The 24618-nt window shown below is 65.7% G+C and carries 25 protein-coding genes; 10 read left to right on the top strand and 15 right to left on the bottom strand.

Translation table 11 applies throughout. From position 1 onward, the window contains the following. Nucleotides 1–3 precede the first annotated feature (3 nt). The 3 genes from phoU to U1H82_RS13780 all read left to right on the top strand — a co-directional run bounded on the left by phoU (nt 4) and on the right by U1H82_RS13780 (nt 1871). Entirely contained in the window at nt 4–687 is a 684-nt protein-coding gene (gene phoU / locus U1H82_RS13790) for a phosphate signaling complex protein PhoU (protein WP_322965535.1), read from the top strand. Nucleotides 688–700: 13 nt separating this feature from the next. Beyond that, nucleotides 701–1393 (top strand): phosphate regulon transcriptional regulator PhoB, encoded by a 693-nt coding sequence (gene phoB, locus U1H82_RS13785; protein ID WP_219019896.1) that lies wholly within the window; start codon nt 701–703, stop codon nt 1391–1393. Between the two features lie 115 nt (nt 1394–1508). After that, nucleotides 1509–1871 (top strand): hypothetical protein, encoded by a 363-nt coding sequence (locus tag U1H82_RS13780; protein WP_322965534.1) that lies wholly within the window; start codon nt 1509–1511, stop codon nt 1869–1871. Between the two features lie 60 nt (nt 1872–1931). Here U1H82_RS13780 and U1H82_RS13775 read toward each other — a convergent pair whose 3' ends face one another. Together U1H82_RS13775 and epsC are read right to left on the bottom strand one after the other, a co-directional pair. Beyond that, nucleotides 1932–2264 carry a DUF2794 domain-containing protein gene (locus tag U1H82_RS13775; RefSeq protein WP_322965533.1) on the bottom strand — a complete coding sequence of 111 codons (333 nt, stop codon included), beginning with the start codon at nt 2262–2264 and terminating at the stop codon, nt 1932–1934. After that, nucleotides 2264–2947 (bottom strand): serine O-acetyltransferase EpsC, encoded by a 684-nt coding sequence (gene epsC, locus U1H82_RS13770; RefSeq protein WP_322965532.1) that lies wholly within the window; start codon nt 2945–2947, stop codon nt 2264–2266. The genes U1H82_RS13775 and epsC overlap by 1 nt, the downstream gene beginning before the upstream one ends. A 155-nt stretch (nt 2948–3102) precedes the next feature. Between epsC and U1H82_RS13765 the strand changes: the two genes are divergently transcribed. Continuing rightward, nucleotides 3103–3867 carry a sulfite exporter TauE/SafE family protein gene (locus U1H82_RS13765; RefSeq protein WP_322965642.1) on the top strand — a complete coding sequence of 255 codons (765 nt, stop codon included), beginning with the start codon at nt 3103–3105 and terminating at the stop codon, nt 3865–3867. Between the two features lie 88 nt (nt 3868–3955). Here U1H82_RS13765 and ahpD read toward each other — a convergent pair whose 3' ends face one another. Beyond that, a complete protein-coding gene (gene ahpD, locus U1H82_RS13760; RefSeq protein ID WP_322965531.1) occupies nt 3956–4477 on the bottom strand; it encodes an alkylhydroperoxidase, AhpD family in 522 nt (173 codons plus the stop codon). A gap of 118 nt (nt 4478–4595) precedes the next feature. Beyond that, a complete protein-coding gene (locus U1H82_RS13755; RefSeq protein WP_183950930.1) occupies nt 4596–5141 on the bottom strand; it encodes a peroxiredoxin in 546 nt (181 codons plus the stop codon). 155 nt (nt 5142–5296) lie between these two features. On the opposite strand from U1H82_RS13755, the gene U1H82_RS13750 reads away from it, so the two are divergent. The 3 genes from U1H82_RS13750 (at nt 5297) to U1H82_RS13740 (ending at nt 7576) form a co-directional block, all read left to right on the top strand. Next, a complete protein-coding gene (locus tag U1H82_RS13750; RefSeq protein ID WP_322965530.1) occupies nt 5297–6199 on the top strand; it encodes a hydrogen peroxide-inducible genes activator in 903 nt (300 codons plus the stop codon). Nucleotides 6200–6247: 48 nt separating this feature from the next. After that, nucleotides 6248–6868: a fasciclin domain-containing protein gene (locus U1H82_RS13745; RefSeq protein ID WP_322965529.1), complete on the top strand. Its 621-nt coding sequence runs from the start codon at nt 6248–6250 to the stop codon at nt 6866–6868. A gap of 114 nt (nt 6869–6982) precedes the next feature. Further along, nucleotides 6983–7576, top strand: a complete 594-nt coding sequence (locus tag U1H82_RS13740) for a fasciclin domain-containing protein (RefSeq protein WP_322965528.1) — start codon at nt 6983–6985, stop codon at nt 7574–7576. Nucleotides 7577–7625: 49 nt separating this feature from the next. On the opposite strand, the gene U1H82_RS13735 is transcribed toward U1H82_RS13740, so the two are convergent. From U1H82_RS13735 to pgsA, 3 genes are read right to left on the bottom strand one after another with little or no spacing between them, the layout of a single operon-like run. Next, on the bottom strand, nt 7626–8066 hold the full coding sequence (locus U1H82_RS13735) for a molybdenum cofactor biosynthesis protein MoaE (protein ID WP_322965527.1): 441 nt from the start codon (nt 8064–8066) through the stop codon (nt 7626–7628). Continuing rightward, entirely contained in the window at nt 8063–8320 is a 258-nt protein-coding gene (moaD, locus tag U1H82_RS13730; RefSeq protein ID WP_322965526.1) for a molybdopterin converting factor subunit 1, read from the bottom strand. Before moaD ends, U1H82_RS13735 begins: the two co-directional genes overlap by 4 nt. Then, entirely contained in the window at nt 8320–8874 is a 555-nt protein-coding gene (gene pgsA / locus U1H82_RS13725; protein WP_322965525.1) for a CDP-diacylglycerol--glycerol-3-phosphate 3-phosphatidyltransferase, read from the bottom strand. Before pgsA ends, moaD begins: the two co-directional genes overlap by 1 nt. Before the next feature lie 114 nt (nt 8875–8988). Between pgsA and U1H82_RS13720 the strand changes: the two genes are divergently transcribed. Further along, nucleotides 8989–10299, top strand: coding sequence for an MFS transporter (locus U1H82_RS13720; RefSeq protein WP_322965523.1), 1311 nt, complete (start codon nt 8989–8991; stop codon nt 10297–10299). Nucleotides 10300–10322: 23 nt separating this feature from the next. Here the strand turns inward: U1H82_RS13720 and U1H82_RS13715 are convergent, their stop codons facing one another. The 5 genes from U1H82_RS13715 to U1H82_RS13695 form a co-directional block, all read right to left on the bottom strand. After that, nucleotides 10323–10493, bottom strand: coding sequence for a hypothetical protein (locus tag U1H82_RS13715; RefSeq protein ID WP_322965522.1), 171 nt, complete (start codon nt 10491–10493; stop codon nt 10323–10325). A 97-nt stretch (nt 10494–10590) separates the two neighbouring features. After that, nucleotides 10591–12294, bottom strand: a complete 1704-nt coding sequence (locus tag U1H82_RS13710; RefSeq protein ID WP_322965521.1) for a cation acetate symporter — start codon at nt 12292–12294, stop codon at nt 10591–10593. After that, nucleotides 12291–12596, bottom strand: coding sequence for a DUF485 domain-containing protein (locus U1H82_RS13705; RefSeq protein ID WP_322965519.1), 306 nt, complete (start codon nt 12594–12596; stop codon nt 12291–12293). The genes U1H82_RS13710 and U1H82_RS13705 overlap by 4 nt, the downstream gene beginning before the upstream one ends. A gap of 70 nt (nt 12597–12666) precedes the next feature. After that, nucleotides 12667–13983 (bottom strand): sigma-54-dependent transcriptional regulator, encoded by a 1317-nt coding sequence (locus U1H82_RS13700; protein ID WP_322965518.1) that lies wholly within the window; start codon nt 13981–13983, stop codon nt 12667–12669. Next, nucleotides 13980–15770, bottom strand: a complete 1791-nt coding sequence (locus tag U1H82_RS13695) for a sensor histidine kinase (RefSeq protein WP_322965517.1) — start codon at nt 15768–15770, stop codon at nt 13980–13982. The genes U1H82_RS13700 and U1H82_RS13695 overlap by 4 nt, the downstream gene beginning before the upstream one ends. Nucleotides 15771–15980: 210 nt before the next feature. Between U1H82_RS13695 and U1H82_RS13690 the strand changes: the two genes are divergently transcribed. Next, entirely contained in the window at nt 15981–17312 is a 1332-nt protein-coding gene (locus U1H82_RS13690; RefSeq protein ID WP_322965514.1) for a dicarboxylate/amino acid:cation symporter, read from the top strand. A 109-nt stretch (nt 17313–17421) separates the two neighbouring features. Continuing rightward, complete coding sequence (locus U1H82_RS13685) at nt 17422–18909, top strand: alginate export family protein (RefSeq protein ID WP_322965513.1); 1488 nt, start codon at nt 17422–17424, stop codon at nt 18907–18909. Nucleotides 18910–18943: 34 nt separating this feature from the next. On the opposite strand, the gene mtnP is transcribed toward U1H82_RS13685, so the two are convergent. From mtnP to U1H82_RS13670, 3 genes are all read right to left on the bottom strand, one after another. After that, nucleotides 18944–19822 (bottom strand): S-methyl-5'-thioadenosine phosphorylase, encoded by an 879-nt coding sequence (mtnP, locus tag U1H82_RS13680; protein ID WP_322965511.1) that lies wholly within the window; start codon nt 19820–19822, stop codon nt 18944–18946. Between the two features lie 118 nt (nt 19823–19940). Further along, nucleotides 19941–21410 carry an efflux transporter outer membrane subunit gene (locus U1H82_RS13675; protein ID WP_322965509.1) on the bottom strand — a complete coding sequence of 490 codons (1470 nt, stop codon included), beginning with the start codon at nt 21408–21410 and terminating at the stop codon, nt 19941–19943. Further along, nucleotides 21403–24615 (bottom strand): multidrug efflux RND transporter permease subunit, encoded by a 3213-nt coding sequence (locus U1H82_RS13670; protein ID WP_322965507.1) that lies wholly within the window; start codon nt 24613–24615, stop codon nt 21403–21405. Before U1H82_RS13670 ends, U1H82_RS13675 begins: the two co-directional genes overlap by 8 nt. Between the last annotated feature and the right edge of the window lie 3 nt (nt 24616–24618).

Here is a 24618-nt window from a genome sequence, read left to right as displayed (position 1 = left end):
ATCATGGACCACACCGTAAAAGCCTTTGACAACGATATCGGCCGGTTGCGCGGGCTGATCAGCCAGATGGGGGGCATGGCCGAGGAAGCCATCGCCAACGCCATCAAGGCGCTGCAACGCTCCGACCTGGAACTGGCGCGCAAAGTTCGCGACGACGACAAGGCGATCGACCTGATCGAAGCGGAGGTTGAGCGGCTGGCCGTGCGCACCATCGCGCTACGGGCACCGATGGCGAACGACCTGCGCGAGGTGGTCGCGGCGCTGAAGATCGCCAGCGTCGTCGAACGTATCGGCGACTATGCCAAGAACATCGCCAAGCGCGTGCCGATGATCGAGAGCGAGGATCGGATCGAGCCCGTCTCGATCCTGCCCGCCATGGCCAAGATCGCCTCGGCAATGGTCCATGACGTGCTCGACGCCTTTGCCGCGCGCGATGCCGAGGCGGCGATCCGGGTCCGCGACAGCGACAACGCGCTCGACGATTTTTACGATTCCATCTTCCGCACGCTCGTCACCCATATGGTCGAGAATCCCAAGACGATCGGACAGGTCGCGCACCTGCTGTTCATCGCCAAGAATCTCGAACGGATCGGGGACCATGCGACCAATGTCGCGGAGATGGTCTATTTCGCCGCCACCGGCACCCAGATGGGTGAGCGGGATCGCGGCGGCTCCTTGCCTTCTTGAGGGAACAGGCATCATGGCACGGGTAAAGATGTTGCTGGTCGAAGACGACGCCGCACTCGCGGAACTGCTCGTCTTCCATTTCAAGCGCGAGGATTTCGAGGTTACCCATACCCCGGACGGCGAGGAAGCGCTCCTGCTGGCGCGGGAAAGCACGCCCGACATCGTCCTGCTCGACTGGATGGTCGAGGGGATTTCGGGGATCGAGGTCTGCCGCCGCCTGCGCCGATCGCCCGAAACGGCGAACGTGCCGATCATCATGCTGACCGCACGCGGTGAGGAAGAGGATCGGGTCCGTGGGCTGGAGACGGGTGCGGACGATTATGTCACGAAGCCCTTCTCGCCCCGCGAACTGGTCGCGCGCGTCGGCGCCGTGCTGCGTCGCGTCCGTCCCGCGCTGGCGGGCGAGGCCTTGGTCTATGCGGACATCGAGATGGACACGGTCGGCCACAAGGTCCGCCGCGCAGGCGAAGTCGTCTCGCTCGGGCCGACCGAGTTCCGCCTGCTCAAGCATTTCCTGGAACATCCCGGCTGGGTCTTCTCGCGCGAGCGACTGCTCGATGCGGTGTGGGGCCATGACTCGGATATCGAAAGCCGTACGGTCGACGTGCATATCCGTCGCCTGCGCAAGGCGATCAATATTGGCGACCGGCCCGACATCATCCGGACGGTCCGTTCGGCGGGTTATTCGCTCGACGCAGGCGGATAATTAATCTGCGATAAGGCGGTCGGGATCGGGTCGCAAGCGAAACGAGGGAGCCAAGTTGCTGGTCGGGCGTTCTGCCCCCGCGCTTACCACTTGCGCTTCTGAATAGGAGATTCGCATGAAGCTCGTTTTTCTGGCCGCCACCGCGCTGATCGCAGCGCCGGCGCTGGCCCAGACGACCCAGGCCGATACGACCGCACAGGCGGGGGTACAGGCCGGGGCGTCGACCCAGACGGACAGCACCCAGGCCGACGCATCGGGCTCGGTCCAGGCCAATGCCGCCGCCTCGGCAGCGACGATGACGCCCGGCGGCTATCAGCCCGCGCAGCCCCCGATGGCCTCGCAGCCTGCACCGGGTGCGCAGATCATCTTCAAGCAGGCGCCAAGCCCCGAACAGGCCTATCCGCCGCCCGCTCCGCTGAAGAGCTATCCGCTGTGCAAGAAGGGCCAGTACAACAACTGCCGTCAGCGCGGTCAGTAATCGGCCTTATGCCGGATTGAACGAGGCGCCGGTTCCCTGACGGGGATCGGCGCCTTTTTCTCATTCCTCGACCAGCTTCATCAGGCGGCGCTCGACCGGGGCCAGCACCGGACCAAGCTCATGCCCGCGCTTCAGCACCGCCCCGCCCTCGCCGATCAGCGCCCACATGCCCTGCCGGTTGCGCAGCGCCGGACGCTTCTCGATCCGGTATTCGGGCCGCTCGGCAGCGCGACGAAAGGCGGAGAAGATCGCCGCGTCGCGTCCCAGATCCATCGCATAATCCCGCCAATGTCCGGCGGCGACCATGCGGCCGTAAAGGTCGAGAATGCGGTTCAATTCGGCGCGGTCGAACCCGACCTGCCCGACCGTCTTGGGAAAGGGTACGACCCCCATCAGGCCCGGTCGCGCTCGTCGCCCTGCTCGGCCAGCGCCGCATCCAGCCGTCGCCGCATCGTGTCCAGTTCGCAGCGGAGCATCTCGATCTTCTGGGTCTGCGGATCGAAGATTTCCGAGCAAGGCGTGCCATAGGGGACGAAGCGCTGCTCGGGCGCGGCGCCGCCCTCGACCATGGTCGGGCGGGCCGGGATGCCGACCATGACCGCGCCCTCGGGCACATCGCGGGTGACGACCGCGTTCGCACCCACCCGCGCGCGCGGACCGACAATGATCGGGCCCAGCACCTGCGCGCCCGATCCAACGATCGCGCCGTCCATCAGGGTCGGGTGGCGCTTGCCCGCCACGCCATTGTCGGGGCTCGTCCCGCCCAGCGTCACGCACTGATAAATGGTGACGTCGTCACCGATCTCCGCCGTCTCGCCGATCACCACAAAGCCATGATCGATGAAGAAGTTGCGACCGATCTTGGCACCGGGATGAATGTCGATCGCGGTCAGGAAGCGGGTAAAGTGATTGACCAGCCGCGCCAGGAAGAACGCGCGCGAGCGATAGAGCCGATGCGCGATCCGATGTCCGGCAAGCGCCCAGACGCCCGGATAGAGCAAGATTTCCGCACGCGAATGCGGAGCGGGATCGCGCGCCCGGATCGAATCGAGATAAGCGGCCAATCGGCTCGGCATGAGCATGTCCCCAGATGCGATATGCGCATTTAGGCATAGGCTTGACTGAAATCCAGATCGACCGGGCAATCGCTTGTCCCCGGCCAAACGCTATCGCGGTTGCAGCGTTGCCTGCGACGGGGCATGGCCGCCGGTCATAAAGCACAGGAGACATGATGGACCCGACCAGTACCGAGCTGATCCACATCCTGCCGTTCATTGCCGTGGGCTTTGCCGCGCAGGTGGTCGACGGCGCGCTGGGCATGGCGTTCGGGGTGATCTCCAACACGCTCCTCATCAGCCTGGGCGTACCGCCTGCCGCCGCCTCTGCGGGGGTACATAGTGTCGAGACCTTCACGACTGCCGTCTCGGGGATCAGCCATGCGGTCCATCGCAACGTCAACTGGCGACTGTTCCTGCGGCTGATGATCCCCGGCGTCATCGGCGGGGCGTTGGGTGCCTATGTCCTGTCGAACATCGATGCCGCCGTGGTGAAGCCGTTCATCCTGGCCTATCTGACCGGCATCGGCCTCTATTTGCTGATCCGTGCCTGGCGGCACAAGGCGGCCACGCGCGAGCCCAAGGTGGTCGAGCCGCTGGGCTTCATCGGTGGTTTTCTGGATGCGGCGGGCGGCGGTGGCTGGGGGCCGGTCGTGACCTCCAACCTGTTGGCGCAAGGGGCCGCACCGCGTACGACCATCGGGACGGTCAACACCGCCGAGTTCTTCCTGACCGCGACCATTTCGGCGACCTTCATTACCCAGCTGGGCTGGGGCGCGTTCACCATGGCGACGGTCGGGCTGTTGATCGGCGGGATTTGTGCCGCGCCCTTCGGTGCGATGCTTGCCAAGCGGGTTCCGGCGCGCACGCTGCTGACGCTGGTCGGCATCATACTGACGTTGACCAGCCTTTGGGGATTTTACCAGGCGATCAAGGGCTGACGAGGGGCGCAGCTTGCGGCGATGCCCCTCCACCACCGGGCTGCGCCCGGCGGTCCCCCTCCCCAAGCTCCGCTTGGGGAGGATTGGCTTACGCGACGGCCGAATGCACGGTCGCGACGGCCTGGATCACGGCGGCGATCCGGACCGCCGTCTGGATGACTTCGGCCGAGGCACCGGCCTTCTTCAACACCGCCTCATGCGCGTCGATGCACATGCCGCAGCCGTTGATCGCCGACACCGCCAGGCTGAACAGCTCGAAGTCGATCTTGTCGATACCCGGCGCGCCGATCACGTTCATGCGGAGCTTGGCGGGCATGTTGCGATATTCCTGGTTTCCGGCCAGGTGCGTGAAGCGGTAATAGACGTTGTTCATCGCCATCACCGCCGCCGCCGCACGCGCCGCATTGGCGGCTTCCGGCGACAGCTTGGGGGCGCATTCCGCCTCCGCCGCTTCGACCAGCGGCTTGTGGCCGGTGCCGTGCGCGCAGGCGAGCAGCAGGCCATATTTGCGCTGGTCGTTCAGCACCGCTTCGTTGAGCAGCGAGCCGACGTTCAGGCGGATGTCCTTGGCGAAATCGGGCAGCTGCCCGGCGAATTCCTTGAGAGACATGGGATTGCTCCGGATAAACGACGCCCCAGTCCGGGCACCGATCGATCAGGATCGGCAACCCTCGCCGGGGCGTCGAAAAATGTGGGTCCGGGGACGTCACCGCCCCCGGACGACAGGGTTATTCGGCCGCGAGCTGGAGGACGTCGTCGCCCTTGTTCCAGTTGCACGGGCACAGCTCGTCGGTCTGCAGCGCGTCGAGAACACGCAGGGTTTCCTGCGGGTTGCGGCCGACGTTCAGGCCGTTGATCGTGACGTGCTGGATGACATTGTCGGGGTCGATGATGAAGGTCGCGCGGTAGGCGACATGCTCATTCTTGTCGACGATGCCCAGCGCGTCGGCCAGGACGCGGCCATTGTCCGCGATCCAAGGGAAGTCGGCTGCGGCCAGATCCGGGTCCGACTTGCGCCATGCCAGGTGGACGTGGGCGGTGTCGGTCGAGGCGCCGATCAGCACGGCGTCGCGGTCCTCGAAGTCACCCTTCAGCTCGGAATAGCCGACGATCTCGGTCGGGCAGACGAAGGTGAAATCCTTCGGCCAGTAGAACAGGACCTTCCACTTGCCCTCATAGGAGGTGTCGCTGATCGTCTCGCCAGCGGGCAGCGCGTTGGTGCCCTGCTGGACGGGAACGGTGAATGCGGGGAGCTTGTCTCCAACGGTCAACATGGCAATGAGCCTCCATTCTACAAAAAATCGGGCTTCAGCCATCCTCTCACACGATCGGCGGTGGTCCGCCTGTATTCGTTGCCGCGACAGATATGGGGACTGGCGCCTTTGATCCAACAAGCTATTTGTCACATCGCAATCGACTGAGACGATCAATGGCCGCGACCTACTTACCTACGTTAAAACAGCTCCAATATCTGGTGGCCCTGCAGGACCATGGCCATTTCGGCCGGGCGGCGGATGCGTGTTTCGTGACGCAATCCACCCTGTCGGCGGGCCTGCGCGAGCTGGAGACGCTGATCGGCGTGACCCTGGTGGAGCGGACCCGGCGAGTCGTGCGCTTCACGCCGCTGGGCGAGCGGATCGCGGACAAGGCCCGGCGCGTCCTGCGCGAGGCGGATGAGCTGGGCGACATGGCGCGTGCCGCCGGGCGTCCGCTATCGGGGGAGATGCGCATGTCGGTGATCCCGACCATCGCGCCATTCATGCTGCCCCGTATCCTGCCCCGACTGCGCCGCGACTATCCCGACCTGAAGCTGTTCCTGCGCGAGGAGCCGAGCGGCCCGGCCTGCGAACGGCTGCATAACGGGCGGACCGATTGCGTTCTGCTTGCCCTTCCCTTTGCCTGCGGCGAGGTGACCGCCGAGCCGTTGTTCGACGACCGGCTGTTCGTGGCCTTCCCCACGGACGATGATCTGTCGCCGCCGCCCGCCATTTCCGCCGCCGCGATCGACGAGACGCGACTGTTGTTGCTGGAAGACGGGCATTGCCTGAAGGATCATGCGCTCGCCGCATGCAACCGGCCCGAGCTCCGCGCCGAGGCGACGATGCTGGGCACCTCGCTCCACACGATCGTCCAGATGGTCGACAATGGCTTGGGCATGACGATGCTGCCCGAAATGGCGCTGCGCTCGGGCATACTCGACAACACCCATATCACCGCGCGACCGCTCGACGCCGAGAATGCCATGCGCAAGATCGCGTTGGTCTGGCGCCGGGCCAGCCCGCGCGAAAAGGATTTCCGCCTGTTGGCGCAGGTCCTGGCCGAGGCGGCCTAGCGCGCCTTCCCCCTTTCGCTATCATCCCTTTTTCAGGAGGTTTCGCCCATGACCCATAATGCACGGCGGCTGGTGGCCGTTCTGCCGCTCATCGCCTTGGTCGGCCTTGGCGGTTGCGGACGCGGGCGGGACCAGCGCGAGGTGCCTGCGGTGCCCTCCAACGCTCCGGTGGTGGCGGCCCCCGCAGCGCCACGGACCGATCAGCCGATGGTGCCGACCCGGACCATCCTGGACAATGCCACGGCGACGCCTTCGCTGTCGTCGCTCGTTGCCGCGATCCGCGCAGCGGGGCTGGCGACGACGCTGGCGGGCCCCGGCCCCTATACCCTGTTCGCGCCGTCCAACGAGGCGTTCGCGCGCCTTGCCCCCGGCGTTCAGGAACAGCTGCTACAGCCCGCCAATCGGGACTCGCTGGTCAAGCTGCTGCGTTTCCACATGGTGCCGGGCGTCGTCGGCATCGCCGATCTGCAGGAGAAAATCGCGGCGGGCGGCGGCTCCGCGACGCTGATGACCGTCCAGGGCGAGCCGCTGACCGTCAGCATGACCCAGTCGGTCATCACCCTGACCGACAGCGGCGGCAACAAAAGCTATATCGAGGCAGGCGATCTGACCCAGGCGAACGGCGTGATCCATATCGTCAACGGGGTTTTGGTGCCAAAACTGGATTAAGTGCGTTACCCCTCCCAGGACAGACGTTTCGCAAAGCGAACGGCTGTCCTGCCCTTCACCATGCGGCGCGACGCGACCCCGCTCCGCCGCCAGAAGAATGGGAGTATGCCTTTCATGTTGAAGACTTTTGCGATCATCCTGTCCGCCACCACGCTCGCAAGCACCGGGGCGGCAAATGCACAGACCGCTCCGGCTCAGCCCGCGCCCGCGCAAACGGCGCCTGCGGCTCCGGCGACCGCGACGCCCGCCGCGACCGGCAATATCGTCCAGATCCTGGCCGCGACGCCCGACCGCAGCACGCTGGCGCGGTTGGTGACGACGGCAGGTCTGACCGCCGATCTCTCGGGCCCCGGCCCCTTCACCGTCTTCGCACCGAGCAACGAGGCGTTCAGCCGCATGCCGCCGGGCGCGCTCGACACGCTGAGCAAGCCCGAGGCCAAGGCGACGCTGGCGACGATCCTGAAATACCATGTCGTGCCCGGCAAGCTGACCGCCGAGCAGTTGAAGGCGCAGATCGCGGCTGGAAACGGCAGTGCGACACTGAATACGCTGGCAGGCCAGCCGCTGACCGCACAGCTTGGGCCCAACGGCAACATCATGCTGACCGACGTGAACGGCCAGAAGGCCTATGTCGACAAGGCCGATGTCGAGGCGACCAATGGCGTCGTCCATCTGACCAACGGCATCAACGTGCCCAAGATCGGCTGATCCGCTTATCAGCCATCATGAAGGAGGCGGGGCTGCGGCTCCGCCTTTTTTATTGGGACCAGCGTTCGGCGGCGGCCGTGTCACTCTCACGGGCTTCCACCCAGCGCGCATCCTCGCCCCGCGTCTCACGCTTCCAGAACGGCGCGTCGGTCTTCAGCCGATCGATCAGATAGGCACAGGCGTCGAGCGCATCGCGCCGATGCGGGGCCGCCGCTATGACCAGCACGATCCGCTCGCCGGGTGCCATCGGACCGACCCGGTGGACGATCGTCGCCGCCTGAAGCGACCACCGCTCGACCGCCTCCTGCGCGATCCGGTCGAGTGCCGTCTCGGTCGCGCCGGGATAATGTTCGAGTTCGAGGCTGTCGACGCCGTCATCCGCCCGGACCAGCCCGCAAAAGCTCGCCACCGCGCCGACATCCTGCCCCTCGACCCGCGCCATTTCCTCGGCAAGGTCGATCGGAGCGACCGAGACCAGAATGCGGATCATCCGCCCGTCACCGGCGGAAAGATCGCGACCTCACGCGCTGATCCGATCGGCGCATCGAGGCCGACGAAATTCTGGTCGACCGCCGCGCGCAGTCGCTCTGGCTGGGCCATCGCTTCGGCATAGCCACCGCCCCGCATCGCCAGCCAGCCGATCAGATCGGCCATCGTCGCGACATTATCGGGCAAGGTCACCGCCTCTTCGGACAGCCCGATCCGCTCGCGGACCCAGGCGAAATACAGGATCGTCAGCGTCATCAGCTATCCATATGCTTGAGGCCGACGCGTAGATAATCCCACCCTGTCACGAGCGTCAGCACCGCCGCGCCCCAGAGCGCCGCCAGTGCGGCGATATGCATCCAGGGCCAGCCCGGCAACGCACCACCCAGGATCAAGCCGCCAAGTGCGACGAGTTGCAGCGTCGTCTTCCACTTGGCGAGCCGGGAGACGGGCACCGACACCTGCAACTGCGCCAGAAACTCGCGTAGGCCCGACACCGCAATCTCGCGTAGCAGGATGATGAGGCCCGCCACGACGCTCACCCCGCTCAACACCTGGACCGCGACCAGCACCAGAATGACCGAGGCGACCATGATCTTGTCGGCGATGGGGTCCAGAAACACCCCCAGTTTCGACACGGCGCCCTGCGCCCGCGCGAGATAGCCGTCGAAATAATCGGTAATGCCCATCAGGCAGTAGAGCACGAAGGCAATGCCATAGCCCAGCGCCCAGTCGGGCTGCCACAACAGCCCTGCAAGCAACGGCACGGCCAGGATTCGGGAGAGCGTCAACAGGTTGGGCAGCGTCAGCATGTCGCCTTCTAACCGCTCCCTCGCGCATGACAAACCGCTTTAAGCGGTTGGCGTTGTGACCGGGGGTGGTTATGTTGGTGTCATTCTGTTGCCACGATCGGGCCATTTTTCGTTATGCTCAATGCCCTCGGGCTTCTCAAGCAGCGTCGGTTCCTGCCGCTCTTCGCTACCCAGTTTCTCGGCGCCTTCAACGATAACCTGTTCAAGACGTCCATGGTGCTGTTCGCGACCTATGCGATCTTCACCGACCCCCATTCGGAATTCTATTTCAACTGCGCCGCGACCGGGGCCGCCATCCTGCCCTTCGTGTTCCTGTCGGCGCTGTCAGGGCAGCTGGCGGACAGCCATGACAAGGCGCGGATCATCCGTATCGTCAAGACGGTGGAGATCGGCATCATGCTGGTCGGCGCCGGTGGCCTGCTGATCGCCAAGGCGGGTTATACGACGGTCGGGCTCGCGCTGATGCTGGGCACGGTGCTGGCGCTGGGCGTCCACTCGACCTTTTTCGGGCCGATCAAATACGCCATCCTGCCCCAGCATCTGGAGCCGGACGATATTCTCGGCGGCACCGGCCTGGTCGAGGCGGGAACCTATCTGGCGATCCTGCTCGGCACGGTCGCGGCGGGCTGGATTCCGATCGAGGCCGCCGCGATCGGCGTGCTGGTGGTCGCAGGGCTGGGCTGGTTCATGGGGCGTCAGGTGCCACCAGCCCCGCGCGAGGGGCCGCCGCTGAAGCTGAACTATAATCCGTTCACCGCCTCGTGGCGGTTGATCTCGGCGACGCTACATATCCGCCGCCTGTTCCTGGCGATCATCGCGATCAGCTTCTTCTGGACGATCGGCGCGGTGCTCATCATCATCTTCCCGCCGCTGGTGAAGAATGTTCTGACCGCCGACAAGGAGGTCGCCAGCCTCGCCATCGCGATCTTCTCGATCGGGGTCGCGATCGGATCGGTGGTCATCAACACCATGTTGAAGGGCGAGATTTCGGCGCGCTATTCGCCGATGTCGGTGATCGCGATGGGTGCGTTCGTCGTGCTGTTCTCGATCCTGTGCCGCAACTGGACGCCGGCGGCGGGCGGCGGGCTGTACAGCTGGCAGGCCTTCCTCGCCGAGCCGCGGGCGATCGGCATCCTGGCGACGCTGCTCGCGATCGCGACGACGGGGGGCATGTTCGTGGTGCCGCTCTATGCCTTTCTGACCACCACCGTCGAAAAGGATCAGACGGCACGCACCGTGGCGGCGAACAACATCGTCAATTGCTTTGCGATGACCATCGGCTCGGTCCTGGCCTTCGCGATCAGCGCGGCGGGCGTCACGTCCGAGGATATGCTGTTCGTGGTGGCGGCCATGTGCCTGGTATCGGCCTGGCTGGCGCTACGTCTTCACCGCGCCTGTGATGACGGCTGTATCGAACCGGCCTGACCGGTCAGAACAGGCCTGATCCGTCAGAACAGGAATGTGTAGAAGCAGATGAAGAAGGCGGTGAAGCTGACGACGAACAGGCGGATATCCTGATCGTCATCCCGCCTGCTGCGCGACTGCGTGACGGGCGGCGGTAGCGACCTCCGAAAGGGGTGGCGGGCGGCTTCGTTGGTTAGGACCAGGCGGCGTCTCATAGCGCATGTGTTAACGCCGCGTTGACCATTTCGGCATTGGTGCAGTTGTCGCGCATATGTCCCCGCTGCCCCGTTACGAGACAGCGGGGACGGGTTCTCAATGGTCGTGCGCGCCAGAGGCCCCAATCCCGGTCTCCGACCGGACGCGCTGTGCCGGATAGCCCGCCTTATCGATGGCCGCCCGGTCGCTCCGGTCGGTGACCGACATCAGCCAGATCGTCAGGAATGCCAGCGGCATCGAGAAGATGGTCGGCGAACCATAGGGGAAGATCGGCGCGGCATGGCCCAGCACCGTCACCCAGATGGCAGGAGACAGGATGGTCAGCACCAGGGCGGTCAGCAACCCGACAAGGCCGCCCGCCACCACGCCGCGCGTCGTGCACCCCGACCAGAGCAGTGACAGGAACAGCACCGGGAAGTTGGCCGAGGCGGCCAGCGCGAAGGCCAGGCTGACCATGAAGGCGACATTCTGCTTCTCGAACAGGATGCCCAGCAGGATCGCGACCACCGCCAGCACCAGCACCGTGATCCGCGACACCCGCAGTTCGGAGGCGGAGTCCGCCTGCCCCTTCTTGATGACCGTCGCATAGAGGTCATGGCTGACCGCCGATGCACCCGACAAGGTCAACCCCGCAACGACCGCCAGGATCGTCGCAAAGGCCACGGCCGAGATGAAGCCGAGGAACAGATTACCCCCGACCGCCTGTGCGAGATGGATGGCCGCCATGTTGCTGCCACCCCGCAGCGCCCCCTCTGCATCGAGGAAGCCCGCATCGGTCGCGACCAACACGATCGCGCCGAAGCCGATGACGAAGGTCAGGATGTAGAAATACCCGATCCAGCCCGTCGCCCACAGCACCGAACTGCGCGCCGCCTTGGCGTTGGGCACCGTGAAGAAGCGCATCAGGATATGCGGCAGACCCGCCGTCCCGAACATCAGCGCCGCGCCGATCGAAATGGCGGAGATCGGGTCCTTGATGAACCCGCCCGGCCCCATGATCGCACGGCCCTTCGCCACCGCCTCGTCCGGGCCTGCGCCTGCCAGGGCGGCCAGCGCCGTCTTGACCTCGACCGCCCGTGCGAACAGCGCCTCGGGGCTGAAACCGAACCGCGCCAGCACCGCGATTGCCATGAAGCTGGCCGCGCCGAGCAGCATCATCGCCTTGACGATCTGGACCCAGGTCGTAGCGGTCATGCCGCCGAACAGCACGTAGAGCGTCATCAGCACACCGACGATGACGACGGCATAGCCATAAGGCAGTCCGAAGAGCAGCCGGATCAGCTGCCCCGCCCCCACCATCTGCGCGATCAGGTAGAACAGGACGACCAGCAACGTCGAACAGGCCGCCACCATCCGCACCGGTGTCTGGGCAAAGCGGAAGGAGGCCACATCGGCAAAGGTGAAACGGCCCAGATTGCGCAACCGCTCGGCCATCAGGAAGAGCAGGATCGGCCAGCCTACTAGAAAGCCGATCGAATAAATCAGACCGTCATAGCCATCGGCATAGATCTGCGCGGAAATGCCTAGGAACGAGGCCGCCGACATGAAATCGCCCGCGATCGCCAGACCATTCTGAAAGCCGGTGATGCCGCCGCCCGCCGTATAGAAATCCGACGCCGTGCGCGTCCGCCGCGCCGCCCAACGGGTGATCGCCAGCGTCAGCGCGACGAAGGCGGCAAACATGCCGATCGCCGTCCAGTTCGTCGCCTGCTGCACCGCCGGGCCGATCGCATGGGCCTGTGCCGCCGACATCGGGCTGATCGCCAGCAGCACGGCGAGCGCGGATAGGCCGCGCCTCATGCGCCATACTCCGTGCGCAGGGCCTCGATCACCGGATCGAAATCGCGATTGGCGCGCCAGACGTAAAGCCCGGTCAACAGGATCGCCAGCGCGATGACGCCCAGACCGACCGGAATGCCCCAGCTGGTCGCGCCTCCGCTGACCGATTGGGCCAGCAACGCCTTGTCGAACGCGATCGTCAGCACGAACCCAAAATAGACGATCAGCATGATCGCCGTCAGGACGGTCGTGAATCGTCCTCGCCTGCGAACGAGCGCGATATAGCGCGGATCGCGCGCCAGCCGGGCAGCGGCATCCTCCATGGCATTCTCCTAACCCCCGCACCGCATATCGGTGTCGTGGCGGCCATGCTCCCCTGCCCCCGTCGTAACGTCAAGCGCGATTGGGGCGATAGGCGTTCAGGTCGATGCCATGCCGGGCGACCTTGTCGTAAAAGGTCTTGCGCGGGATGCCGAGTATGGCGAGCGCGGCGCGGACGTCGCCTGCCACTTCCTCCAGCACGGCGCGGATCGTCGCGCCCTCGAACTGCTCGACCCGCTCCGGCAGGGGAAGCGGATCACCCGCATCGCGCGCCTCGCCGAACAGGCCCAGCGCGACGCGATTGGCATAGTTGCGCACCTCGCGCACATTGCCGGGCCAGTCATGCGACAACAGCCGGGCATGGATGCCGCCGTCGATCATCGGCACCGGCCGCCCGAACCGCTCCGCCGCTTCGCGCAGGAAATGGGCGAAGAGCAGCGGCACATCGGCCCGCCGCTCGCGCAAGGGCGGCACGCGCAGTCGAACCGCATCCAGCCGGTAGAGCAGGTCCGCGCGGAACCGCCCCTCCGCCACCGCCCGCGCCAGGTCGGACTTGGCGGCGGCGACGATGCGCAGGTCGAGCACCTGCGGGTCTTCGGCCCCGATCGCGCGCACCTCCCGCTCCTCGACCACCCGCAGCATCCGGCCCTGGAGCGCAGGCGCCATGCTGTCGACCTCGTCCAGGAACAGCGTGCCGCGATGCGCCGCCGCGATCCGGCCCGGCGTCCGGCCATGCGCCTGACCGAACAACTCGTCCTCGGCAATCGCCTCGGGCAGCGCGGCGCAGTCGACCGCAATGAAGGGCCGGGTCCGCCTGGCGCTCCAACGGTGGAGCAGCAGCGCGACCAGTTCCTTGCCGGTGCCCGTCTCCCCCTCGACCAGTACGTCGACATCGGCCTGCGCGACCTGCCGCACCGTCTCGCGCAACCGCATCATGACGGGCGTTTCGCCGATCAACGGATAAGCACCCTGCGCCTCCTCGGCCGCTTGCCGCAGGCGTCGGTTGTCGAGGACCAGCCGCCGCATTTCGAGCGCACGCTCGACGCTGGCCACCAGATGGTCTGCCGCAAAGGGCTTGGCGACGAAATCGTGCACGCCCTGTTTCAGCGCGGCGACCGCCATCGGCACGTCGCCATGCCCGGTCATCAGGATCACCGGTATCTCGGCATCGATCGCCGCGATCCGCCGGGACAGCTCGATCCCGTCGATACCGGGCATCCGGATGTCGGAGACGACCATGCCGGGGAAGTCCGCCGTTATCGTCGCCAGCGCGGCCAGCGGATCGCCATGCGCCTCGACATCGATCCCGGCCAGCTCGAACGACTGGGCCAGCGCCTGGCGCAGCACCGTGTCGTCATCGACGAGCAGGACACGCAGCGTCTCGTTCATGCCCGGCGCATCCGCAATCGAAAGCCCGCACCGCCCAAGGTCGAGGGGATGGTTTCCAGCACGCCGCCAAACTCCGTCATGATATCCTGCGCAATCCCCAGGCCCAGGCCCAATCCATCGGGCTTACCCGTCACAAAGGGGGTGAAAATCTCCGTCGCGATCGCGGGGTCGAGGCCGGGCCCATTATCCTCGACGATCAGTTCGATGCCATCGGCCCGCTCCGCAACGGTCAACCGTACCCGAGGGGACGGGCATCCCGCCACGGCATCAAGCGCATTCTGCAGCAGATTGACCAGCACCTGCTCCAACCGAACCCGTCCCGCCACCACCATGGGCAGGGCTTCGCCGCTCGGCCGTTCCAGGGCGACGCCCGCCGTGCGGAACCGGTCGCCGATCAACAGCATGGTCCCGTCGAGCACCGCGTCGAGCGATACCGGGCCCAGCCCATGGCTCCCGCGCCGGACGAAGCGCCGCATCTCCTGAACGATCGATCCGATCCGCTCGGTCAACTCGACGATGGTCGCCAGATTGCCCGAGGCCTGCTCCGGCTTGTCGCGCGACAGGAAGGTCCGGGCATTGTCCGCCAGCGTCCGGATCGCGGCGACCGGCTGGTTGATCTCATGCGCGACGCCTGCGGTGATCGAGCCGAGCGAGCCCAGACGATTGGCCTGGGCCAGTTCCTCGCGCGCGGCGCGGAAACGCTGGTCGGCGCGGATACGCTCGGCAATCTCCACGGTGAGCTGATCGTTGGTCGCGCGCAGTTCGGCGGTGCGTCGGGCGACCTCGTCCTCCAGGGCCTCGCGCGCCATCGCGGCGCGTTCAGCGCGTGTCCGCCGCCAGATCGCCACGAGCGTCAGGCCGACCAGCAGCACCCCGATCAACGCCGTCGCCGACCGTACCCAGCTATCTGCGTCGCGCAGCGCGGGCTTGGTGGGAAGGATATGGACGAGCCGCCAATGGGGAAGTGGTGCCGGGATCGCGCCAACGACGAAACGCGCGCCGTCGCGGTCGGTCGCATCACGACCGATGATCCGATAGGGGCCGGGGCGTAGCGTGATGTTGCCGAATTGCTGACTATCGCGGATCGCCGCCTGAGCCGCCGGGGTGAGCGGATGGGTCAGCGTGAACTCCGCGCGCGGGTCCGTCGTGACCACGACGACGCCGTGATCGTCGAGCAGCAGGGTCTGGCCCGCATCGCTCGCCCAAGCCTGTACGATACGGTCGAACTCGACCTTGACGACGACCACGCCGTCGGGGGCTGAGGCCGGGCCGATACGGCGCGCCAGGAACAGGCCCGGCCGATGGCTGGTATTGCCCAGCGCGAAATATTCCGCCGTGCCGGTGCGCATCGCCTGACGGAAATAGGGCCGGAAGCTGTAATCCCGCCCGACAAAGCTGTCCGGCCGCCCCGCATTGGAGGCGGAGATGGTGCGTCCGCTCCGATCGATGGCATAGATGACCGGCGCGCCCGTCCGCTCCGCCAACCCACGCAGCTTCTCGTTCAGCCGTTCGGCGGCTTGATGCGATCCGTTGCGCAGCGCCGCGGCCACATCGGGATATTCGACCAGGACGATCGGCAACAGGCGAAAGCGCTGCAACTCGCTGTTAAGCAGCCGTTCCTGCTGGCGCGCGATGCGCACGGCTTCGGTGCGGAGCCCCGCCACGGCTTGGCGATGCGCGTAGACCCGTAGGGCCAAGGCTGCCGCGATAGCCACCAGCAGCACCGCCAGCACAGGCAGGGCGTAGCGCCGAAGATAGTGACGGCTGATGGACGGAGGCAGGGACATATGTGCGAAATATCGCAACACCGACCCGATTGTCATGCGGATTTTCGCGCTCATTCAACGACTTATCGATTATTTATCGTTATATTACAGTACGTTAGGGTGGCGTTTTAGGAATTTGTAAAGCACGGCGGCATCTCGCACACTGGGTTCAATTCGGAAGCGCGGTCCACCGCGTCCGGTCCACCTTTTTGCAGAGGATGTCGAATAGCCATGATCGCCCAAGATTATGCCGTGGCAGAGGCGCCCCGCCGGGCGCGCATCTGGTCCCACCTTTACGTACAGGTCATATTCGCGATCGTGCTGGGCGCGTTCATCGGCCATTTCTGGCCTGCGTTCGGCGAGTCGCTGAAGCCGATCGGCGATGCCTTCATCAAACTGGTGAAGATGATCATCGCACCCGTGATCTTCCTGACGGTCGTCACCGGTATCGCCGGCATGCGCGAACTCGGGTCGGTCGGCCGCGTCGCGGGCAAGGCATTTTTCTACTTCATCACCGTATCGACCTTCGCGCTGATCGTCGGCCTGATCGTCGCCAATGTCGTCCAGCCGGGCGCGGGCATGCACATCGATCCCACCACGCTGAAGGCCGGATCGATCGCCGAATATACCGCCAAGGCGCATGACACGACCGTCACCGGCTTCCTGCTGGGCATCATCCCTGACACGCTGGTCAGCGCCTTCACTCAGGGCAACATCCTGCAGGTGCTGATGGTCGCGATCCTGTTCGGCATTTCGATGGCGCTGGTCGGCGAGCCTGCCCGCCCGCTGCTGAACAGCCTGGAGCGGATCAGCGTCGTCGTCTTCCGCATGGTCGGCATCCTGATGCGCGCCGCGCCGATCGGTGCATTCGGTGCGATCGCCTTCACCATCGGCAAATATGGCGTCGGCAGCCTGGTCAACCTCGGCGCGCTGGTCGCGACCTTCTATTTCACCTCGATCCTGTTCGTCGTCGTCGTGCTCGGCACCATCGCCCGCGCCAACGGTTTCTCGGTCCTGAAGCTGATCCGCTATCTGAAGGCCGAACTGCTGCTGGTCCTCGGCACCTCGTCCTCCGAAGCCGCGCTGCCCAACCTGCTCGTGAAGATGGAGCGGGCCGGTTGTGAGAAGTCGGTCGTCGGCCTGGTCGTGCCCACCGGCTATTCGTTCAACCTTGACGGCACCAACATCTATATGACGCTGGCCGCGCTGTTCATCGCCCAGGCCTGCGGCGTCGATCTGTCGCTCGGTCAGCAGCTCGCCCTGCTCCTCGTCGCGATGCTCTCGTCCAAGGGCGCGGCGGGCGTCACCGGTGCGGGCTTCATCACGCTGGCCGCCACCCTGTCGATCGTGCCCGACGTTCCGGTGGCGGGGATGGCGCTGATCCTAGGCGTCGACCGCTTCATGTCCGAGTGCCGCAGCCTGACCAACTTCATCGGCAACGCGGTCGCCACCGTCGTCGTCGCCCGTTGGGAAAATGCCCTCGACAAGGAAGCGCTCGACGCCGCCCTGAACGGCCATCCCATCCTCCCCGCCCCTGCCGCCACCCAGGCTGCGGTTGCCTGATCCCTATCCGGGCCCGGCCGATCCACCGGCCGGGTCATTTTTGTTTACCTGGATGCGATAAAGCAGCCGACGTGACGACAGAATGGTTTGATTGAAGGGGGTTATTTCCATGAAGTTTCTTTGGCTTGCTGGCACCGCCATGGTGTCGGCGACCGGGATGGTCGCATCCCCGGCGGTGGCGCAGACCGTCACGCCCAAGGCGGCCGCGGAACCCGCCAGCCCTGCCAGCACCGCCTATCCGACCAGCGCGGCAGGCGACGGCAATACGGTGGGCGGCTACAACCAGTCGCGCTGGGCCGAGGATTGGCGCAAGATGTGCGATCCGGCCAAGCGCGACGATCCCATCGACGCCTTGAAGTGCGTGAAGCTGACCGAGGACGGCAAGTCCTACGTCACCTTCTCGGGCGAGGCGCGTGCCCGCATGAACCTGACCACCAACCCCAATCTGCGCGAGGTCGAGCAGCAGCGTCAGGATATCCTGCGCCTCGTCGGCGGTGCCGATGTGCATCTGGGCGACCATTTCCGGGTGTTCGGCGAACTCGGCCGCGCCGAGCTGCAGGGTATCAACCTGGGCACGCCCGGCGGCAACCTGCGCAACAAATTGGCGGTGCAGCAGCTCTTCGCCGAGGTGAAGGGCAAGGCGCTGGGCCTGGACGTCGGCGTGCGCGCCGGGCGTCAGGAGTTTTTCGACGGGCCGCAGCTGCTGACCGTCGGTCGTGACAACAACACGCTCTACTTCGTGCTCGACGGCGTGCGCGCTTATGCGCGGGGGAAGGATGCGCGGATCGACGTGTTCGATCTGAACTATGTCACCTACGGCTTCCAGGGTATCAGCGACGACAAGACCAATCCCGATATCCGCTTCACCGGCGCGACCTTCGGCTTTCGCCTGTCGCCCCAATTGTTCGGCGGATCGAAGCTGTTCCTCGATCCGTTCATCTGGCGGTTGCGCAATCGGCGCGCGACCTGGGGGCCGACGACCGCGCTTGAGGAACGCTATTTCCTGGGTCTGCATGCTTATGGCGATGCCGGGCCGTTCAATATCGACTGGACCGTCAACAATCAGCGCGGCACCTTCGGCAACCGTCCGATTTCGGCATGGCAGGCCTTTGTAGCGCAGACCTATCGCCTGGGCAAGAAGCCCGATGCGCCGCGCGTCGGCGTGCATTTCGACTATGGTTCGGGCGGTGGCGCCTATCAGCGCAACGGCGAGCTGAACACGACCAGCGGCCTGTTCGGCAACAATATCTATTACAGCTATGGCCTGTTCCTGACGCCGACGAACCTGTTGTACGCCGCGCCGAACTTCACCTTCTCGCCCGTCAAGGGCGTGCGTCTGGCGACTGAATATGGCTTCGCCTGGCGGCCCGACGAATTCGACGCCGTTTATCGGGCCAGCGGTGCGCCATGGGCGGGCACGCAGAATGTGCGTGGCAAGAAGGTCGGCGAGGTCGCTCGCCTTCAGGCGACATGGACCATCACGCCGCGTCTTTCGTTCGTTGGCCGATACGAACATTTCAAGGCCGACACGGTGCTGCAGCGGGCCAACCTCAAAAGCTCGGACTTCTGGGCAGGATGGTTGAGCTTCCGCTTCTGACGCCAGAACAGCCGGACAATCGGCCGTTTGATCGTCAGCCGCCGCGCCTCGCCAGGACGCGCGACACGATCGGGCCAAGGCTTTCCGCCTTGGCCCGATCCATATGCGAGATATGCGTGATCAGCGCCTGATCGAGCACCGTGTCGATCGGCGAGGCGGTTCGCTCCGCAGGCAGCATCGCCGCCAGTTCGACGACCAGCGCCCGCGCCGTCGCGGCATTGGCGGCAAGCTGCGCCAGGACCGTATCGACCTCGACATGCGCCTCGTCCTCGCGCCAACAGTCATAGTCGGTGACCATGCCGATCAACGCATAGGGAAGCTCCGCCTCGCGCGCCAACTTGGCCTCGGGCATGGCGGTCATGCCGATCACATCGGCGCCCCATTGACGGTAGAGATGGCTTTCCGCACGGGTCGAGAATTGCGGCCCCTCCATCGCCAGATAGGTGCCGCCATGCACCATCCGCGCCCCTGCCCGCTCGCCCGCCTGCGCGGCCAGCGTCGACAGGCGCGGACAGACCGGATCGGCCATCGAGACGTGCGCGACCAGGCCTGCACCGAAAAAGCTGGTGTCGCGGTGGACGGTCCGGTCGATGAACTGGTCGACCGCGACGAAATGGCCCGGCGGCAATTCCTCGCGCAGCGACCCGATGGCGGAGATCGCCAGCACATCGGTACAGCCCGCGAGCTTCAGCGCATGGATATTGGCACGCGCATTCAGCTCGGTCGGCGACAGGCGATGGCCCCGGCCATGCCGCGGCAGGAAGACGAAACGGACATTGCCGATCCGTCCCTGCACCAGACTGTCGGACGGCACACCCCAGGGCGTGTCGATCACCAGCGTCTCGACATCCTCCAGCGCGTCGATCGCGTAAAGCCCCGAGCCGCCGATGATCCCGATCGTCCAGCCTGTCATACCGCGCTCCTGTTCCATGACAGGCCGGTTAAGCGGTTAACGGACCAAAGCAAAGGGGCGCACGGGGGGAGGACCCGTACGCCCCTCGCTCAACCGCGTCGGCCGGGGGTTCGGGGATTTAGCCGGACGCGGGAACCGTGGACGTCGCCCCGCCTTCACGCAGGCCACCGCCCAGCGCGACATAGAGGGTGACGTCATTCTGAAGGGCGGCACTGCGCAGGGTCAGCAACTGCTGTTCGGCGGAGAACAGATTGCGCTCGGCGTCCAGCACTTCGAGATAGATGGCGATGCCGTTGGTGTAGCGGAGCCGCGCGGTGCGGGCGAGCCGACGCTGCGCCTCGACCGCGCGGGTCTGCGCCTCGATCTGCTCGGCATAGCGACGGCGAGCGACCAACGCATCGGCCACTTCCCGGAACGCCCCCTGCACCGTACGCTGATAGGCGGCGGTCAGTTCGTCCGCCTGCGCGCGGCTGAGCTTCAACTGCGCGTTGCGGCGGCCCCAGTCGAAGATCGGGAGCAAGGCGGCACCCTGCACCTGATATTGCGTCGAATCGCCGTCGATCAGACTGCGGAGCGCGGGCGACACGAAGCCCGCCAGCCCGGTCAGCGAGATGCTGGGCAGGAAGGCCGCGCGCGCCGCACCGATATTGGCATTGGCCGCTAGCAATTGCTGCTCGGCCTGAAGCACATCGGGTCGATTGACGAGCAGCGCCGACGGCAATCCCGGCTCGATCGCGGCGAACTGGTTCTGGTCGCCCAGACGCCGTCCGGCGGGAAGCGGCCCGGTAATCGGGCCGCCAACCAGCACGGTCAGCAAATTCTGCGACTGGGCGACCGTACGGCGCAACTCAGCCAGCTGCGTTTCCGCCTGGGTCAGCAGGGCCGCCGCCTGGTCGTAATCGACGCTGGAGGTGACGCCCGCATCCATCCGCCGTTTGGCGATGCTCAAGCCTTCGCGGCGGCTGGCAACGGTCCGCTCGGCCAGCGCGATCTGTTCCTCGGCCGCACGGATCTGGAGATAGGTCGCGGCGACCTGGCCCACCAGCGACAGGCGGAAGGCGCGCTCCGCCTCGACCGTCGCCAGATATTGCCGCCGCTGCGCCTCCGCCAGGTTGCGGACCCGGCCCCAGAAATCCAGCTCAAAGCTCGACACCCGTGCGCCCAGCGAGAACTGGTTATAGGTGATCGAGGTCGGATTTTCGGCGTTCCCGGCGCCGGGGATCGCATTGCCGAAGCCCAGCGAGTTGAGCGGCACGCGGGTCCGCGACGCGCCTGCCGAGGCATCCAGCGCGGGTAGGCGCTGCGCATCCTGAATGCGATACTGCGCCCGTGCCTGCGCGACCCGCGCCACCGCCTGCGCCAGATCGCGGTTGTTGGCGAGCGCGGCGGCGATATAGGCCTTCAGCTGGTCGTCGCCGAAGAATTCGCGCCAGCCAATCTCGGCCGCCGTCCGGGTGCCGGTCGCCATCTCGGGATAGGTGGCGGAGACCGGCGCGATCGGCTGGCGATATTGCGGCGCCAGGTTGCAACCCGCCAGCGCACTGGTCAGCGCCAGTGCAGCGGCCGCGCGGGAAAAGGCCTTACGCATGGGCCGGGCCCTCCTCTTCACCCGTTCGTCCGTCACGCTCGCGCGCCTCCTCTTCGGCATCGGCGGCCTCATGGTCATGCTCGCGCGCCAGCCACTTCTTGGCCGCGATGTAGAAGACGGGGGTGAAGAAGATGCCGAACGCGGTCGCCGCGATCATGCCGCCCATGACGCCGGTGCCGACCGCACGACGGCTGGCCGCGCCCGCCCCGCTTGCGATGAACAGCGGCACCATGCCCAGGATGAAGGCAAGGCTGGTCATCAGGATCGGGCGCAGACGCTGCCGCGCCGCCTCCAGGGTCGCCTCGAAGGGCGAACGGCCGCCTTCCTCGTCCTCGATCGCGAACTCCACGATCAGGATCGCGTTCTTCGCTGCCAGGCCGATGATCGTGATGAGGCCGACATTGAAGTACACGTCCGCCGAGAAGCCGCGGAAGATGGTCAGCAACACTGCACCCAGCACACCGAACGGCACCACCAGCAACACAGCCAGCGGGATCGCCCAGCTTTCGTAGAGCGCCGCGAGCAGCAGGAAGACCACGACCAGCGACAGGCCCAGCAGCAGGCCGATCTGGCCGCCCGCCTGGCGTTCCTCGAACGCGGTGCCGGTCCATTCGAAGCTCATGCCCGCCGGCATCACTTCGCGTGCGATCTTCTCCATTTCGTTGAGCGCGGTGCCGGTCGACTGGCCGGGTGCCGCCATGCCCGAAATGGTCAGCGACGGATAACCGTTATACCGCTCCAGCTGCTGCGGCCCGTTCTGCCACCGCACCTTCGTGAAGGCGGAGAACGGCACCATATTGCCCTGCGTATTGCGGACGCGCAGCGCCAGCACATCCTCGGGCGACATACGCTGCGGTGCGTCGGCCTGAAGATAGACGCGCAACACATTGCCTTCGCGGACGAAGTCGTTCGCATAGGCCGAGCCGAAGGCGATCGACAGCGTCTGGTTCACATCCGCGATCTGAAGCCCCAGCGCGCGCGCCTGGATACGATCGATATCGACATAGAGCTGCGGCGCCGGGCCCAGGCCTTCGGGGCGAACGCCCATCAGCACCTTGTTCTGCGACGCCTTGGCCAGGATCGCGCCCTGCGCCTGTTGCAGCGCGGCTTCACCCAGGCCCGACCGATCCTCGATCTTCATCGAGAAGCCGGTGGCGTTGCCCAACGCCTGGATCGGCGGCGGGTCGAGCGCGAAGATGGTCGCCTCCGGGATCGACTGGACGAAGCCCATCGTCTTGCCGACCAGCGTGGTCGAGTTGTTCGCGGTCCCCTTGCGGTCATGCCATGGTTTCAGGTTGACGAACGAGATGCCCGCCGACTGGCCCTGGCCGAAGAAGTTGAAGCCCGCGACCGACACGATGTCGGACACCTGCGGCTGGGCGTGGAGGAACTTCTCGACCTTGGTGATCGCCTCGCCCGTCCGCTCCAGCGTGGCACCGGGCGCCGCGTCATAGGACACGAAGATATAGCCCTGGTCCTCGGTCGGCAGGAAGCCGCCGGGGATGCGGGTGAACATCAGGCCGGTGATGACGACGACGACGGCGAACACCGCCAGCCAGCGAACCGGCCGCGTCATCATCCGCTTCACGCCGCCCGTGTATTTTTCCGTACCACGGCCGAACCTGTCGTTGAACCAGTTGAAGAAGCGCTGCGGCAGGCCGCGCACGCCCGGCTTGGGCTCGGGCCGATCCTCCAGATGCGCATCCTCCTGCTTCAGCAGCGTCGCGCACAGGGCGGGCGTCAGCGTCAGGGCGAGTACGGCGGAGAAGAAGATCGACACCGCCAGCGTCACCGAGAACTGGCGATAAATGCCCCCCGTGGAACCGGGAAAGAACGCCATCGGGATGAACACCGCGACCAGCACCAGCGTAATGCCGATGATCGCCCCGGTGATCTGCCCCATCGCCTTCACGGTCGCGCGGCGCGGGCTCAGTCCCTCCTCCGACATGATACGCTCGACATTCTCGACGACGACGATCGCGTCGTCGACCAGGATGCCGATCGCCACCACCATGCCGAACAGCGACAGCGTATTGATCGAGAAACCGAAGGCCAGCAGGCCGATACAGGCACCGCCCAGCGCGATCGGCACGACGATCGCGGGGATCAGCGTGGCGCGCCAGTTCTGCAGGAACAGGAACATCACCAGGAAGACGAGGATCATCGCCTCGACCAGCGTATGGATCACGCTTTCGACCGAAGCCGTGATGAACGGCGTCGTGGTGAAGGGAACGCTCCAGGTCACATCGGCGGGGAAGCTCGACTGAAGCTGCTTCATCTTGGCCGCTACCGCGTCGGCGGTCGCCAGCGCGTTCGCGCCGCTCGCCAACTGCACGGCGAGACCGACCGTCTCCTTGCCGTTCAGGGTCAGGCGGAAGCCGTAATTGTCCTTGCCCAGTTCGACCCGCGCCACATCGCCCAGCCGGATCGCCGAACCGTCGGGATTGGCGCGAATGATGATCTGGCGGAACTGTTCGGGCGTCGCGAAACGGTTCTGGGTGATGATCTGCGCGGTGAACTCGGCCGTGCGGTTCAATGGCTGGGCGCCGATCGAGCCGCCCGCGGTCTGGCTGTTCTGCTCCTGCACCGCCGCCAGCGCCTCGGATGCCGACAGGTTATAGCCAGCGAGCTTCTGCGGATCGAGCCAGATGCGCATCGCATAGGGCGAGCCAAACAACTGCACGTCGCCCACGCCCTCGATACGACGCAGCTCGTTCCGGATGTTGTTCTCTGCGAAATTGCCCATCTCGACCGGGCTGGTCTTGCCCGACTTGGAGCTGAGCGTGATGACTTCCAGGAAGCCCGCCGAGCCCTCGGTCACCTGGATGCCGAGTGCGCGCACCTCCTGCGGCAGACGCGGTTCGGCGCGGCTCAACCGGTCCTGAACCTGCGTGCGGGCCACGTCCAGATTGGTGCCGGGTTTGAAGGTGACGGTGATCTGCGCGGTGCCGTTCGAACGGCTGGTCGACGCCATGTACAGGAAATTGTCGACCCCGTTCAGTTCCTTCTCGATGACGGCCGTCACCGAACGGTCCATCACCTCGGCATCGGCGCCGTTATAATTGATCGCCAGGTTCAACGCGGGCGGCGCGACGGACGGATAGCTTTCGATCGGCAGCAGCCGCAGCGAAATCACACCGAACAGCGCGATGAAGAGCGCGATCACCCAGGCGAATACCGGGTGATAGACGAAGAAGCGGTTCATGAT

Origin of the sequence: Sphingomonas fuzhouensis (assembly GCF_034659795.1) — a bacterium.
Taxonomy (GTDB): Bacteria; Pseudomonadota; Alphaproteobacteria; order Sphingomonadales; family Sphingomonadaceae; genus Sphingomonas; species Sphingomonas fuzhouensis.
This window is presented reverse-complemented; position numbering and strand designations above follow the sequence as displayed.

What these genes read in the sequence shown, in the direction of transcription:
- ahpD (WP_322965531.1), bottom strand. Translation starts at nt 4,477, where the DNA reads ATGTCTCTCAAGGAATTCGCCGGGCAGCTGCCCGATTTCGCCAAGGAC.
- U1H82_RS13750 (WP_322965530.1), top strand. Translation starts at nt 5,297, where the DNA reads ATGGCCGCGACCTACTTACCTACGTTAAAACAGCTCCAATATCTGGTG.
- U1H82_RS13755 (WP_183950930.1), bottom strand. Translation starts at nt 5,141, where the DNA reads ATGTTGACCGTTGGAGACAAGCTCCCCGCATTCACCGTTCCCGTCCAG.
- U1H82_RS13685 (WP_322965513.1), top strand. Translation starts at nt 17,422, where the DNA reads ATGAAGTTTCTTTGGCTTGCTGGCACCGCCATGGTGTCGGCGACCGGG.
- mtnP (WP_322965511.1), bottom strand. Translation starts at nt 19,822, where the DNA reads ATGACAGGCTGGACGATCGGGATCATCGGCGGCTCGGGGCTTTACGCG.
- U1H82_RS13735 (WP_322965527.1), bottom strand. Translation starts at nt 8,066, where the DNA reads ATGATCCGCATTCTGGTCTCGGTCGCTCCGATCGACCTTGCCGAGGAA.
- epsC (WP_322965532.1), bottom strand. Translation starts at nt 2,947, where the DNA reads ATGCCGAGCCGATTGGCCGCTTATCTCGATTCGATCCGGGCGCGCGAT.
- U1H82_RS13715 (WP_322965522.1), bottom strand. Translation starts at nt 10,493, where the DNA reads ATGAGACGCCGCCTGGTCCTAACCAACGAAGCCGCCCGCCACCCCTTT.
- U1H82_RS13710 (WP_322965521.1), bottom strand. Translation starts at nt 12,294, where the DNA reads ATGAGGCGCGGCCTATCCGCGCTCGCCGTGCTGCTGGCGATCAGCCCG.
- U1H82_RS13670 (WP_322965507.1), bottom strand. Translation starts at nt 24,615, where the DNA reads ATGAACCGCTTCTTCGTCTATCACCCGGTATTCGCCTGGGTGATCGCG.
- U1H82_RS13780 (WP_322965534.1), top strand. Translation starts at nt 1,509, where the DNA reads ATGAAGCTCGTTTTTCTGGCCGCCACCGCGCTGATCGCAGCGCCGGCG.
- moaD (WP_322965526.1), bottom strand. Translation starts at nt 8,320, where the DNA reads ATGACGCTGACGATCCTGTATTTCGCCTGGGTCCGCGAGCGGATCGGG.
- U1H82_RS13700 (WP_322965518.1), bottom strand. Translation starts at nt 13,983, where the DNA reads ATGAACGAGACGCTGCGTGTCCTGCTCGTCGATGACGACACGGTGCTG.
- phoB (WP_219019896.1), top strand. Translation starts at nt 701, where the DNA reads ATGGCACGGGTAAAGATGTTGCTGGTCGAAGACGACGCCGCACTCGCG.
- U1H82_RS13775 (WP_322965533.1), bottom strand. Translation starts at nt 2,264, where the DNA reads ATGGGGGTCGTACCCTTTCCCAAGACGGTCGGGCAGGTCGGGTTCGAC.
- U1H82_RS13745 (WP_322965529.1), top strand. Translation starts at nt 6,248, where the DNA reads ATGACCCATAATGCACGGCGGCTGGTGGCCGTTCTGCCGCTCATCGCC.
- U1H82_RS13675 (WP_322965509.1), bottom strand. Translation starts at nt 21,410, where the DNA reads ATGCGTAAGGCCTTTTCCCGCGCGGCCGCTGCACTGGCGCTGACCAGT.
- phoU (WP_322965535.1), top strand. Translation starts at nt 4, where the DNA reads ATGGACCACACCGTAAAAGCCTTTGACAACGATATCGGCCGGTTGCGC.
- U1H82_RS13740 (WP_322965528.1), top strand. Translation starts at nt 6,983, where the DNA reads ATGTTGAAGACTTTTGCGATCATCCTGTCCGCCACCACGCTCGCAAGC.
- U1H82_RS13690 (WP_322965514.1), top strand. Translation starts at nt 15,981, where the DNA reads ATGATCGCCCAAGATTATGCCGTGGCAGAGGCGCCCCGCCGGGCGCGC.
- U1H82_RS13705 (WP_322965519.1), bottom strand. Translation starts at nt 12,596, where the DNA reads ATGGAGGATGCCGCTGCCCGGCTGGCGCGCGATCCGCGCTATATCGCG.
- pgsA (WP_322965525.1), bottom strand. Translation starts at nt 8,874, where the DNA reads ATGCTGACGCTGCCCAACCTGTTGACGCTCTCCCGAATCCTGGCCGTG.
- U1H82_RS13695 (WP_322965517.1), bottom strand. Translation starts at nt 15,770, where the DNA reads ATGTCCCTGCCTCCGTCCATCAGCCGTCACTATCTTCGGCGCTACGCC.
- U1H82_RS13765 (WP_322965642.1), top strand. Translation starts at nt 3,103, where the DNA reads ATGGACCCGACCAGTACCGAGCTGATCCACATCCTGCCGTTCATTGCC.
- U1H82_RS13720 (WP_322965523.1), top strand. Translation starts at nt 8,989, where the DNA reads ATGCTCAATGCCCTCGGGCTTCTCAAGCAGCGTCGGTTCCTGCCGCTC.